Origin of the sequence: Rhizobium aethiopicum (assembly GCF_014197535.1) — a bacterium.
Classification (GTDB): Bacteria; Pseudomonadota; Alphaproteobacteria; order Rhizobiales; family Rhizobiaceae; genus Rhizobium; species Rhizobium aethiopicum_A.
In genome coordinates, this window is sequence record NZ_JACIFV010000012.1 from 1 (window position 1) to 12,013 (window position 12,013).

14 protein-coding genes and 2 pseudogenes are annotated in these 12,013 nt (G+C 61.4%); 6 read left to right on the forward strand and 10 right to left on the reverse strand.

From position 1 onward, the window contains the following. The coding region (locus GGD53_RS17010; protein ID WP_184457674.1) for a transposase at positions 1-704 on the reverse strand (704 nt) is incomplete at its 3' end. A 254-nt stretch (positions 705-958) separates the two neighbouring features. Between GGD53_RS17010 and GGD53_RS17015 the strand changes: the two are divergent. Both GGD53_RS17015 and GGD53_RS17020 read left to right on the forward strand, forming a co-directional pair. After that, positions 959-1,525 (forward strand): annotated as a pseudogene (locus tag GGD53_RS17015) (GNAT family N-acetyltransferase); the annotation flags it as partial. 88 nt (positions 1,526-1,613) lie between these two features. Continuing rightward, positions 1,614-2,549 carry an ornithine cyclodeaminase family protein gene (locus GGD53_RS17020; protein WP_184457678.1) on the forward strand — a complete coding sequence of 312 codons (936 nt, stop codon included), beginning with the start codon at positions 1,614-1,616 and terminating at the stop codon, positions 2,547-2,549. A gap of 35 nt (positions 2,550-2,584) precedes the next feature. On the opposite strand, the gene dapB is transcribed toward GGD53_RS17020, so the two are convergent. Both dapB and GGD53_RS17030 read right to left on the reverse strand, forming a co-directional pair. After that, complete coding sequence (gene dapB / locus GGD53_RS17025) at positions 2,585-3,367, reverse strand: 4-hydroxy-tetrahydrodipicolinate reductase (RefSeq protein WP_184457679.1); 783 nt, start codon at positions 3,365-3,367, stop codon at positions 2,585-2,587. Positions 3,368-3,454: 87 nt separating this feature from the next. Further along, the gene (locus GGD53_RS17030) at positions 3,455-3,670 is read right to left on the reverse strand and encodes a hypothetical protein (RefSeq protein WP_184457681.1); all 216 of its coding nucleotides are present in this window, start codon (positions 3,668-3,670) and stop codon (positions 3,455-3,457) included. A 203-nt stretch (positions 3,671-3,873) separates the two neighbouring features. Here GGD53_RS17030 and GGD53_RS17035 point away from each other — a divergent pair, with 203 nt between their 5' ends. Continuing rightward, on the forward strand, positions 3,874-4,347 hold the full coding sequence (locus GGD53_RS17035) for a VOC family protein (RefSeq protein ID WP_184457940.1): 474 nt from the start codon (positions 3,874-3,876) through the stop codon (positions 4,345-4,347). 39 nt (positions 4,348-4,386) lie between these two features. Here the strand turns inward: GGD53_RS17035 and GGD53_RS17040 are convergent, their stop codons facing one another. The 5 genes from GGD53_RS17040 to GGD53_RS17060 all read right to left on the reverse strand — a co-directional run bounded on the left by GGD53_RS17040 (position 4,387) and on the right by GGD53_RS17060 (position 7,805). Next, positions 4,387-4,788: a GFA family protein gene (locus tag GGD53_RS17040; protein ID WP_184457683.1), complete on the reverse strand. Its 402-nt coding sequence runs from the start codon at positions 4,786-4,788 to the stop codon at positions 4,387-4,389. Positions 4,789-5,027: 239 nt separating this feature from the next. Next, entirely contained in the window at positions 5,028-5,804 is a 777-nt protein-coding gene (locus GGD53_RS17045) for a phosphodiester glycosidase family protein (RefSeq protein ID WP_184457942.1), read from the reverse strand. A gap of 34 nt (positions 5,805-5,838) precedes the next feature. Then, the gene (locus GGD53_RS17050) at positions 5,839-6,003 is read right to left on the reverse strand and encodes a hypothetical protein (RefSeq protein ID WP_184457685.1); all 165 of its coding nucleotides are present in this window, start codon (positions 6,001-6,003) and stop codon (positions 5,839-5,841) included. Between the two features lie 119 nt (positions 6,004-6,122). After that, positions 6,123-6,296, reverse strand: a complete 174-nt coding sequence (locus GGD53_RS17055) for a hypothetical protein (RefSeq protein ID WP_184457687.1) — start codon at positions 6,294-6,296, stop codon at positions 6,123-6,125. A gap of 294 nt (positions 6,297-6,590) precedes the next feature. After that, positions 6,591-7,805 carry an argininosuccinate synthase gene (locus GGD53_RS17060; RefSeq protein ID WP_184457688.1) on the reverse strand — a complete coding sequence of 405 codons (1,215 nt, stop codon included), beginning with the start codon at positions 7,803-7,805 and terminating at the stop codon, positions 6,591-6,593. Positions 7,806-7,931: 126 nt separating this feature from the next. Between GGD53_RS17060 and GGD53_RS17065 the strand changes: the two genes are divergently transcribed. After that, the gene (locus GGD53_RS17065) at positions 7,932-8,399 is read left to right on the forward strand and encodes an Lrp/AsnC family transcriptional regulator (protein ID WP_020921621.1); all 468 of its coding nucleotides are present in this window, start codon (positions 7,932-7,934) and stop codon (positions 8,397-8,399) included. Positions 8,400-8,527: 128 nt separating this feature from the next. Further along, positions 8,528-8,800: pseudogene (locus tag GGD53_RS17070) on the forward strand (winged helix-turn-helix transcriptional regulator); the annotation flags it as partial. Between the two features lie 133 nt (positions 8,801-8,933). Here GGD53_RS17070 and GGD53_RS17075 read toward each other — a convergent pair. Together GGD53_RS17075 and GGD53_RS17080 are read right to left on the reverse strand one after the other, a co-directional pair. Beyond that, positions 8,934-9,932, reverse strand: coding sequence for a DUF808 family protein (locus tag GGD53_RS17075; protein ID WP_184457944.1), 999 nt, complete (start codon positions 9,930-9,932; stop codon positions 8,934-8,936). Positions 9,933-10,100: 168 nt separating this feature from the next. Next, positions 10,101-10,985, reverse strand: coding sequence for a hypothetical protein (locus GGD53_RS17080; protein WP_184457690.1), 885 nt, complete (start codon positions 10,983-10,985; stop codon positions 10,101-10,103). A 65-nt stretch (positions 10,986-11,050) separates the two neighbouring features. Here GGD53_RS17080 and GGD53_RS17085 point away from each other — a divergent pair, with 65 nt between their 5' ends. After that, entirely contained in the window at positions 11,051-11,926 is an 876-nt protein-coding gene (locus tag GGD53_RS17085; protein ID WP_184457691.1) for a bifunctional helix-turn-helix transcriptional regulator/GNAT family N-acetyltransferase, read from the forward strand. Positions 11,927-12,013 lie beyond the last annotated feature (87 nt).

Sequence of the window (12,013 nt, forward strand, 5' to 3'; positions counted from 1 at the left end):
TGGGCTGCTCTGACCCGCTCGCCGCGCTCGCGCGCCGCTCGTTGCCTGGCCGCCTCGATGCGCCGCGTGCTGGCATCCGAACGCGCATCGACCTCGTGCTTGAGCTGATCCACAACGGCCTCGGCAATCGAAAGATGCCGATCAAGCGTCGCCGCCCGGCCGAACGAGGCGGCGCCCGCGCTTGCCCGTACCCGCACGCCATCCTGTGCCAGACTATCGAGAGAAACGAGGCCGGCATCGGCAAGCGCCGCCAGATGCTCGCAAAGCAGCCGGTCGAGCAGATCGGCGCAACCAACCCGAAAATCCGAAAGCGTGTGATAGTTCACCGAGACACCGCCGCACAGCCAGCGATAGACGTCGTGGCTCCCGCACAGCCGTTCCAGCGCCCGCGCGCTGCCGACGCCGTCGCTGTTGGCATAGAGCCAAAGCGCCAGCAAAAGCCGTGGCGAAATCGGCGGATGGCCCGGCCTGTGCTCACGCGCCTTGATCCGATCTTCGAGCGCGCTCAGATCCAGTCCCTCGACATAGCTCCAAATGACCCGCACCGCGTGATCCTGGCCGATCAAGCTGTCGATATCCACCGCACGCAACTCGATCTGATCGCGCACCGGCTCGCGCATGCGCGCCGCTCCGCCCGCCAACTGAGCTCTGCGCCGCGCTCCATGCGCCGGCATTCCCTCGAACAGATCGTCGCCCACCATCATCCCCCAAGCAAATCAACGACCCACAGAATCACAATCCAATCGCCGCCGCCACAAAACATTCACAGGCTCTGAGGCGCGTAGCCCGGAGGGCGGAGCTTCGAAGCACGCGGCCCAACGCCGCTTCTTGCATTCATCACCGCCGACACATCCGCCTCGTCCTTCGAGGCGATTCTACGGATCGCACCTCAGAATAAGGCTCTCTTGAGTCTTGGCGGGGCCGCGGTGGGGCAAGGCGCCAATCGAACTCGCGCTTCCGGGTTGCATCCACTGCAGCCGGCTGCGATGACATATCTCTGATATTCCGGGAGGTGGCGATGGATGCAGGTGGCGTGACGATCAGGCTCATAGGTGCAGACGAGGTGGAGGCTTTTCGGCGCATCCGCCTGGAAGCGCTTCGCGTCGATCCATCCTCTTTTGCCAGCCGTTACGAAGACTGGGAAATTCTATCTCTGCAGGAGTGGCGCGATCGGCTGAACGAGCCGGTTTTCATCGCCTTTCAGGAGGACGAACCCGTCGGTATCATGGGCTTGTTTCGGCAGCGGTCGAGCAAGATGGCCCACCGCGCCACGATCGTCATGGTCTATGTCTGCGCCAAACTGCGCGGAACGGGCGTTGCCGTCAAACTGCTGGAGGCGATTTCCAATCACGCGCGCAATATCGGCATCCGTCAATTGGAACTCTTCGTCAGCGCCGAAAATTCGGCGGCGATGCGGTTCTACCAGCGGCAAGGTTTTGCCGAGATCGGCCGTATCCCCGGCGGCGTGCTGGAGGATGGCCGGGAGATCGACGATGTCATGATGGCGCGGCGGCTGGTGGGTTAGGCCCGTCGCGGCGCGGCGTGCCATCCGGCCTCCTGACCTCAAGCGGGATTGGGGTTGCAGGGTGCAGCTTGAATCGGAGGTTGCCGTAATGAAAATCCTGATGGACAAGGATCTTGACGATAGCGGGTTGATGGCGATCGCGATCGATGCGCTGGAGACCGCCTTCCATGCCAGGGCCGCCAACAGGTTGATCTCGCCGCCGAGGCATCATGTGTCGTTTGCTGACCGAGGCGATCTCGTTTTTACCGTTGGCGGTATCCTGGGCGAGAAGCCGCTTGCGGGCTTTCGCGTCTACGACACATTCGATGGGGCTGAGCATGCGCAGATCGTCGCCGTATGGTCGGCCGACGACGCCAGGCTCAAAGGCATTGTTCTCGGATCGCGCTTGGGAAGCCTCAGGACTGGTGCGATCGGAGGTCTCGCGATCCGGCATCTCGGCGCGCCTGACGCCAAGATCGTCGGCATCATCGGCAGCGGAGCGCAGGCGCGAACCCAGCTTGCAGCGGCTGCCGCCGTTTGTAACCTCGATCGCGCCCGCGTTTACAGTCGCGACGAGAAAAATCGTGCTGCCTTTGCACGCGAGATGCAGCTCGCCCTGGGTCTTGAGGTGGAGCCTGTCGGCAGCGTCTCGAAAGCCGTTGTTGACGCCGACATCGTCATCTGCGCGACGACAAGCCAAACGCCCGTCCTCCACGTCGGCGATTTAAAGGCCGGCGCGCACGTCAACACAGTCGGCCCGAAAACGCTTCACGGGTACGAACTCGGCCTGGATGTCGCCGACGCCGCGGCCGTGATCGCGACGGATTCTCCCGAACAGGCGCGCGCATACGCATCGCCCTTTTTTCTGGCAGGCTCCGGCACCGACGGCCGCCTGGTCGATCTCGCCGACATCATTGCCGGGAAAGCGGCAGGGCGGGCATCGCCCGAAGAGATAACGCTGTTCTGCTCCGTGGGCCTTGCCGGAACTGAAGTCGTCGTCGCCGCGGCGGTGCTCGATAGGGTGGGGGATGGGTGTGGACTTTGAGTCAAAGACGCGCTTCAAGCCTCTGTTCACTCTATCTATTCGCGCCCTGCCGTGAGGCCCAGCACATCCCGCATGCCATATTCGCCGGGTGCGCGCCCTGCGATCCAGCGGGCGGCGGCAAGCGCGCCGCGGGCGAACATGCCGCGATCGAAAGCCGAATGCGACAGCGTCACGACTTCCTCGGCGGCGGCAAACAGGACGCTGTGTTCTCCGACGATCCCGCCGGCGCGCAGGACGGCAAAGCCGATCTCGCCGGGCGGTCGCTCGCCGGTGACGCCGTCACGCCCGCGCCGCTCGACGGACGCCAGGGAAACGCCGCGCCCCTCGGCGGCCGCTTCGCCGAGCATCAGCGCCGTACCGGACGGGGCATCGATCTTCCTGTTGTGGTGGGCTTCGAGGATTTCGATATCCCAGCCATGCGCGGGAAGAGCGCGCGCAGCCTGAGCGACGAGACCGACGAGGATGTTGACGCCGATGGCGAAGTTGCCGGAGCGCAGGATAGGAATCGTTCGGGCGGCCGCTGCGATCCTTTGGATCTCATCGGGCTCGAAACCTGTCGCTCCGATCACCAGGGCCGGTCCGCCTGCCGAGGCGCAGAGGCCGGCGAGTTCGGCAGCGGCATTTCCCGTCGTGAAATCCAGGATCACGTCGGCGGCCGCGATTGCGGCCGCACGGTCGATCAGCCCTTCACCGACGGAGCCGGGACGGCCGATGCCGCCGATCACCGCAAAAGCCGGATCGGCCGCGAGCAGCGGCAGTATGGTGCGGCCCATGCGACCGTTCGCGCCTGCGACGGCTACTTTGATCGGTGAAATCACGTTCTTTCCTTAGCTGGCAATTGCCGGCAATTACCGCAGTTCTGCTCCAAGCGCAAAGTGGGATCTGTTGGCCGATGATCTGAGGCATCACCAATTGCCGGGATCGGCGGTGTGATCGATGCTGGCGAATTCATCAGCCTTGTTCCGATCCAGCTTGATCTCCGTGGTCACATTCGTCTCGTCGGTGACCGAGTAGCGGTCAGGGACGGGTCCCTTCGAAAGTTCCTGGTACAGGAGCAAGGCTGCCTCCTCGGCGGTATCGGCCTCGATTTCGCGGGTGAGAGTAACGGTGAACTTGTGCATGGGTTCGGCCCCTTCAATCGGCGCGCAGACGATGCGCAGCTTGCGCAGTCTGACATGCTTTTTGCGGTGCGAACACCGCAAGCGTGCCGGGTGTGCGTGGATCAAACCGAAGAGCCTTTGCCGAAATAACCTACATGGGCTGGAGAAAGGCGATTTCCCTCTTATTTGAGTGGGAATTGCAAACCAAGAGGAAGGACCGCGCCATGGCAAAAAACACGATCTGCCTATGGTACGACAAAGACGCTGAGGACGCCGCCCGCTTTTATGCCGCGACCTTTCCCGACAGCGCTGTGGGTGCTGTCACTCGTGCGCCGGGAGAATATCCTGCCGGTAAGCAGGGAGACGTTCTGGTTGTTGAATTCACCGTCGCGGGTATCCCTTGCATCGGTCTGAACGGCGGCCCTGCAATCAAACACAGTGAAGCCTTCTCGTTTCAGATCGCCACGGAGGATCAGGAGGAAACCGATCGCTACTGGAACGCCATCGTCGGTAATGGCGGCCAGGAAAGCGAGTGCGGCTGGTGCAAGGACAAATGGGGTTTGTCGTGGCAGATCACCCCGCGCGTCCTCTCAGAAGCGCTCTCGGCGGGTGGTGATCAGGCAAAGCGTGCTTTTGACGCGATGATGACGATGAGAAAGATCGATGTCGCGGCGATCGAGGCGGCTCGGCGCGGTTGAGGCGCCTTCGCCCGCCCGAGGCCGACAGATGATGGCCTGTCAAAACCAGAGATCGCGTACACAGCGCCCGTCGGAGGGAAGGTCTTTGAATGTTTCCAGCCCGTCGAAGTGATCGATAGGGAGATCGGCGACGAGTTCCGGAGGTGCAAGCCGCATGTTGACCGCCATGCGGCGGCGGCCATCCTTTTGCAGGCGCAGACCGCGCCAGCTCAAGACGCAGGCGCAGGATGGGCAGAACAAAATTTCGAGGGATGACGTCTCCCTGCCGGAGCGGGTATAGGAGGCGGTCTGGCCGGTGAGCGCAATACGCTCTCCTTCGTAATCATAGGCCCAGAGCGTGCCGTAGCGCCGGCAGAGGGTACAATTGCACGCGGTGATCGATCCAGGATCGCCTTGGAGCGTCCAACTCGCCTTGCCGCAATGACATGAGCCCGTAAGCATGAGCGTGAGTTCACTTGCTGCTCTCCTTCAAGCACCGCATCGTGCCTTAATCGCGCGGTGACCGCAATTGCCGCTTGCCTATTGATCCGGTCGGCACATGACGATGTCAGATGCAATCCTTTCGAAATCCGGATCATGCTGCCTGTAGGCCGCCGCCGTTCAAGGGGCCTGTGGCCATGCTTCTTCATTTCAAAGGCCGTATAACGAGATCGCGGAGCGAACGCGGAATGCCTCGTGTCCTATTCCACAAGCCCGAAGATCGGGCCATAGCCGCCGTGCCAGGAGCGATCGTTGCGGCCCATTGCCGGATAGAAGAGTCCGACACCGCGTCCACCATCGAGAAACAACGCGTCGGGACATTTCAGCTGGTCGCGGAAGAGTCGTGCGAAATCGTGGAAATTGACGCTGTCTTCGCTGATCGCGAAGCGAACTGCGCCGCTTGTGCAGATGCCGACACCGCTTCGGCGGGTTCGGTCTGTCGAGCCGAAGATGAAGATCGGGTTCAGCTTTCCAGCGATGACGAGCATTGGGCCGGACTGCGTGGCGAACCGCACCTTAGGGGCGCGCTTTAGAAATTCGTCGGTCGGAAGTATGCCGGCGCCTGCTTCATCAAGAAAGAACACGCCGTTCGGCCTCTTATAAAAATTCGGGACCTGACCGGCAGAGCCTCCGGCCTCTGCCGTATTGAGAGATTTCAATTCCCTGGCGTTCTCGACATACAGTCCCATCGGCGAAAAGTCGGCCCGGTACATTCCGGCGTTGACGGCAAAGGCCAGCGTTTTCCCTTCGGAGCGAAGGGCTTCGGCGAGGCTTGAAAAAGCGCGGTATGGTTCGCCATCGGCGCCCTTCCAGAACAGGCGCAGATCGGCTTTTCCTGCTTCCAGCGTGCAGACGACGTATGTCGCCTGTTCGAAAGTTTCCTCATCGCATGGCTCTGCATGCGCCTGAGGCAGGAATGTCATCATTGCCGCCAGCATCACGGCCGCGGCGAGCATGGCTTGTTTGAGATAGGGCATTGGTGTCAGAATAGTCATGACGAGATCTAATTTCCTATCGTGCGGCTGCGGCGCCGGGTTTTTCATCGCCATCGGTGACGCCCAGAATAGGAATTTTTGCCGGCACAGCAATGACTGTCAGCCGCGATTGGTATTCCAAGATTTTTCGTGAAACGCCGAGGCCGCGTCCTGCCTCCTTCTTCTGCAGGAACGCAACCATAGCATCCGGCTCCAATTCTCCCGCTGGCAGAAGAAGTGGATCAGGCAGATGAGGGGGAAGGAGCCTCAGCGGCAAACGTCGCGATCATCAGAACCCAGACACCCCAAAGCTTGGAACATTCACCAGGCGGTACGGGCGGTGCCGAGTGCTGTTGTATGAGAGGATGAGACCTGGGCGACGTGCGCCTTGACCGACACGACGCAGTTTCCCGGGAAGCTAAGTTTGTGCATCGTCAAGTGCTTCAGCAACGCCTCTGCGTCACGCTTCTCGGTCAGCGGAAATGTCACAGTCATGCGGGTTCCTCCAACGAACATACTGAGCACCTGCGGAAATTAATGGTTAAATTCTCTCGCGCCGCAACAAGAAAATTTGAATGATAAAATTAAAATCGATTAGCTTTTTGGTGGTTTTTTTAAAATCGTTTGAAATTGGCTTCCTCGGTTTTCCCATGGATTGGTCAGCGGATCGGCCGCGAGCGAGATCCGCATCGTGCGCTCCAACAAGCACTCGAAGCGTTCGGAGCAATGCCCTCGATGAAGGCATTGGCAGATGCTGAGAGATGGCGCTGCTGAGTTAAGATCAGCCGCTCACCGTCTATTGCGGACCGCCCAACTTTTGAGCCGCAATCCATTGAGCCTGATGAAGCCTTCGGCATCATGATGATCATAGGCGATGGAGCTTTCCTCGAAGCTGACGAGGTCTGAGGAATAGAGTGAGGAGGGCGACGTGCGAGAGATGACCGAGGCGCTTCCCTTATAGAGCCTCATTGCCACTTCGCCGCTGACGAAGACCTGGCTTCGGTCGATCAGGGCCTGCAGCATCTCCCGCTCGGGGGCGAACCAGAAGCCGTTGTAGATCATCTCGGCGTAGCGTGGCATGATCTCGTCCTTCAGGTGCGCGGCGGCGCGATCGAGCGTGATCGATTCAATTCCGCGATGCGCGGCAAGCAGGATCGTTCCCCCCGGTGTCTCGTATACGCCCCTCGACTTCATGCCGATAAACCGGTTTTCAACCAGATCGAGCCGCCCGATGCCATGCCGGCCGCCCAATTCATTGAGTGCGGTCAGCAAGGCTGCCGGTGTCATCGCCTTGCCGTTGACGGCAACAGGGTCCCCGCTCTCGAAGCCGATAGTGACGATCTCAGGGGCATCGGGAGCGTCGACAGGATCGACCGTGCGCCGATAGATATGATCGGGTGCGACCTCCGCTGGATTTTCAAGAATTTTGCCTTCCGTCGAAGTGTGCAGCAGGTTGGCGTCGATCGAGAACGGCGCCTCGCCACGCTTGTCGCTCGGCACAGGGATGCGATGCTTCTCGGCATATTCCAGCAGCTGCGTGCGGGAGCGGATGTTCCATTGACGCCACGGAGCAATGACCTTGATTGACGGATCGAGCGCATCGACGGCCAGTTCGAAGCGGATCTGGTCATTGCCCTTGCCTGTCGCACCGTGGGCAACGGCGTCCGCGCCGATCTCCCTGGCTATGGCGACCAGATGCTTGGCAATCAGCGGCCGGGCGATGGAGCTGCCGAGGAGATACTGACCCTCGTAGACTGTGTTAGCCCGCAGCATCGGAAAGACAAAGTCGCGGACGAACTCCTCACGCAGATCGACGATGCGGACATCCTTGACCCCGAATATTGCCGCCTTCGCCCGCGCCGGCTCGAGCTCTTCGCCCTGACCGAGATCGGCGGTAAAGGTCACGACCTCGCATCCGTAAGTCTCTTGCAACCATTTGAGGATGATTGAGGTATCCAGCCCGCCCGAATAAGCGAGCACGATTTTCTCTATTTTTCTTGCCATCAGCCTTCTCCATATCGATTGGGTGGAACGATAGGCCAAGTCGTGCGCAATGAGCTTGCAAAACATTCCGAAAATTGCAAAATATTGGCATATTGTGGCGCTGTCGCGCATCAGATGGGATATAAAATGCCAGTTCTTCTGGACGCGATCGACCGCCATATTCTCCGCGTCCTTCAGCGCGACGGGCGCATTTCGAATGTCGAGCTGGCACGGGAGGTGGGGCTTTCGCCCTCGCCCTGCCTGCGCCGCGTTCGGTTGCTGGAAGAGGCCGGGATCATCGATCGCTACGTCGCCGTGCTGGATCCGGCAAAGGTCGGGGCGGGGCTGACGGTTTTTGCCCGTGTGTGGTTCAAGACCCAGGATGCCGAGGTCACGCTGCGGTTTGCCGAAGCCGTGAGGCGGTTTCCGGAGGTGATGGAATGCTACCTGACGGCGGGGGAGTGCGATGCCGTGCTTCGGATCGTCACTGCCGATCTGCACAGCTACTGGCGTTTTCAGGCCGACCACCTGACGCGCATTCCGAGCGTCCTCAACGTCAAGACCGATGTGCCGATGGAAACGCTGAAGCGGAGCTTCGAACTGCCGTTGCGATAAGTGTCGCTCTCGCTGGCGGCTGATGTCGAGCACCTGCGTTGCTGAGGTGGGGTGGCCGCCCTCGTCCTTCGAGGCTCCGGCCTCCGGCCTGCGCACATCAGGATGAGGTCGGAGAGAGGTCGCGGCTGCTGCAAGGCGGGCCGGTGCGTTTCAATCACATCCGGCGCGATATCAAGGGCATATCGCAGAAGGTTCTGTCGCAGACACTGAGAAGGCTGGAGCGCAACGGCCTGATCTCACGCACGATCTTTCCGACCGCGCCGGTAACCGTCGAATATGCGCTGATGCCGCTTGGGCGCACCCTGACCGATACGGTTTCGGCACTCGCTCACTGGGCGGAGCAGAACATGGACGCAATCTTTGCGGCGCAGCGTGCTTATGATGAAAGGGATGCCGGTTGATGGCGCCGGCGCTCCGAAGCATCTGGTCGGGCCGTGGCGCACGGGGCGCGCTTGCCCGACGGAAGATTTGCGAGCCATCGTGGCGCCTGCTGTGTGACGCGTGATGTCGCAAGCAACATCTGCTGTCACTCGCTTACGCGGTCCTCATCCGGCGCAGCCGTGCTGCGCACCACCGCCAGGCGGGCGCAACGACGTAGCCGACGGCCGGGATGGCCGCAAGGCCGAGGAGGATGCCGACGAGACCTGAGCCGGCAGCTTGGACCAGCCAGGAAACCACACCGCCAACGGCCGGCATTGCATGCGCGGCGCCTTCCCCGGCATCGTGGAGCAGATGGCTCAGCCAGGCAAAGCCAAAGCCTTCGGCGCCATGCACAATGATGCCGCCGCCGACCCAGATCATCGCCGCCGTGCCGACGAGACCCAGCACCTTGAGAAGATAGGGCATGCCCTGCACAAGGCCGCGCCCGAGCATGCGCGGTAACGCGCCTGTCCGCGAGCGGGAAGAACGCCGGGCAAGCCAGAGGCCGAAGTCGTCCGCCTTCACGATCAAGGCGACGACGCCGTAAACGGCGGCCGTGATCAGAGTGCCGACCAGGGCGAGAATCAGCGCCTGCATCGCCAGACCCGACTCCGACAGGGAGCCGAGAGTGATCGCCATGATCTCGGCCGAGAGGATGAAATCGGTTCTGATGGCGCTCGCGACCTTTTCGTCCTCGAAGGTCTTGGGATCGACGCTGATCGTCTCAAGGGCGGTCTCGTGGGCACGGGCCGCGTGCGGCACGACGAGTTCGTAGACCTTTTCGGCGCCTTCGTAGCAGAGGTAGAGCCCGCCGAGCATGAGCAGCGGCGTCACTGCCTGCGGCACGAGAAGGCTGAGGACGAGTGCGGCCGGCAGGAGGAACACCAGTTTGTTCTTGAGAGAACCGATGGCGATCCTTGCGATGATCGGCAGTTCGCGTGCCGCCGAAAGGCCGGTCACATAACGCGGCGTGACGGCTGCGTCATCAATCACGACGCCGGCGGCTTTGGCGCCGGCTCTGCCCGCCTGGGCGACTACGTCGTCCAGAGAAGCGGCGGCCGCCTTTGCAAGCGCTGCGACATCATCAAGGAGGGCAATCAGGCCGACACTCACAAGCAAACCTCTCATTCAGGGTCAATGGCTGGCGAGAATATCCAATCGGGTGACAGCCGGGAAGGGGCGCCTCTTCGGATGATTGGTGGTGCCTGATCAAAAGGTCAGGGATCACCCCGGCCGGGACGGAGTACATGGCGTAGGTGGGACCGTGTGCAAGCGAGCCGCTCATTCAATCTGGATATGAATATGGTCATCATGACGCGCGGCTCGGCAGCCCTGGAAGCGGACATGGGCGTCGGTGATGCCAAGCGCATTCTTCAGATGCGGCTCGATGAAGATCTTCTGCAGGCCAAAGCGTGCGACGCCTTCCGTCGTCAGCCAGGCGATCGCTGCCGCGGTGCGCTGCTCCTCGATCCCGTAGACAGGGAAGAGCGGCTGCAGGGCATCGAAATCCCAACGCGTGGTGAGCCAGTCGTGGCGACCCGCGCAGGGCAGTTCGTCGCCCGGGGCGGGCTCCTCGAAGGCAAAATAGCCGATCGGGGAGCGTGTGGCGCCGTTCAGAAAGGCGCCGTCGGCATCTTTGTAATAATAGGCGAAATCGAGCTTCTTGCCGTCGGCATGAGAGAGATGCGGCAGCAGCGGAAAACCGTTGACGAAGGGAAAGTTCGCATCCAGCGCGACGGTAACGGTACCGGGAAACTGCTTTTCCATGTGGGCGGCAAGTGCCTCTGCCAGATCGCGCAGTCCACGCGTCACGTAGTTGCGGTTGAGCGCGCAGTAGATCGGCGAGCGGATGACCAGCGGATCGGCGGTGCCGGCGAAGCAGGAAAGCGGAACCCGGCCGAATGTGGGTGCGGTGAGGTGCGCGACGAAGGTGGCGCCGGCGTAGAGAAGCAGAAAGAGCGCGAGGTTGGCCGCAAATCGGCGCAGGCGCAAGGCGCGTGCGACGACAAGCGTTATCAAATAGGCGAGGCCGCCGATCTGGGTGAGCAGCGTCAGAATGATGACGATCAGAGCGTGGAGGATAAAGCGGAGCACGGGCAGCCCTGTGGAGGGGAAGTTGCATTGCCATAGGTGAGGGAGTGAGGACGCGCAAGACGGTCGGCGCACCCGCCTGACACTTCGAGTTTTGGCCGGAATTGACAGCGGAATTTATCTGACTTAAGTCAGATAATATGGTTGCTGATCCTGTCGCCCGCGTCCGTCGCTTCAACCGCGCCGTCACCTCCGAAGTCGGCGCTCTGGATACGTCTTTCCTTGGACGCGGTCGTCCGCTCGGTGCTGCTCGCGTCCTCAATTCGATCGGTCGTGGCCAATCGGATGTTGCGGCGATCCGCGATTATCTCGGTCTTGACTCGGGCCTGATGAGCCGTCTGCTGCGCGCTCTGGAGGAGGAGGGGCTGATCGAGACCATCCCGAACGATCGGGATGCGCGTCGCCGCATCACCAGGTTGACCAGCACCGGCGAGTGCGAGTTTCAGGCTTATGAAGCACTTTCCAATGCCCAGGCCGAAGCGTTTCTGGCGCGTCATCGCCGCCCGGACGAACTCCTGCGCGCCATGGATATCGTCGCCTGCTCGTTAAGACGCGACCAGATCGTGCTGGAGGAGAAAGATCCTAGGCATGACGATGCCCGCTATTGCCTGAACGAATATTACGGCGAACTTGCACGCCGTTTCGACAAGGGTTTCGACGTCTCACTTTCCCGCGATCCTGACGCCAAGGACATGATCCGCCCGCGCGGCGCGTTCCTGGTCGCGATGTCCGACGGCCTTCCGATCGGTTGTGTCGGGTTGAAGGGCAGTGGCGGCGAGGTCGCAGAAATCAAGAGGCTCTGGGTCGCCCCGTCCGCGCGTGGCCTCGGGATGGCAAAACGGCTTATGTCGGCTGCCGAGACGATCGCCCGCGAGTTGTCCATCCGGCTCCTGCGTCTGGATACCAACAGCGCGCTTGCCGAGGCGCAGCAGCTCTATCGCGGTACCGGCTGGACCGAGATCGAGCGGTTCAATGACGATCCATATCCGGATACCTTCTTCGAAAAAAGTCTTTGACCGCGACCGGCTTTGTCCTGAAGTGGCTGGCGATGGTGCTGTGCGACGGCGCGGCCTCACGTTGATGCCATTGCGGCCACCCAAGGG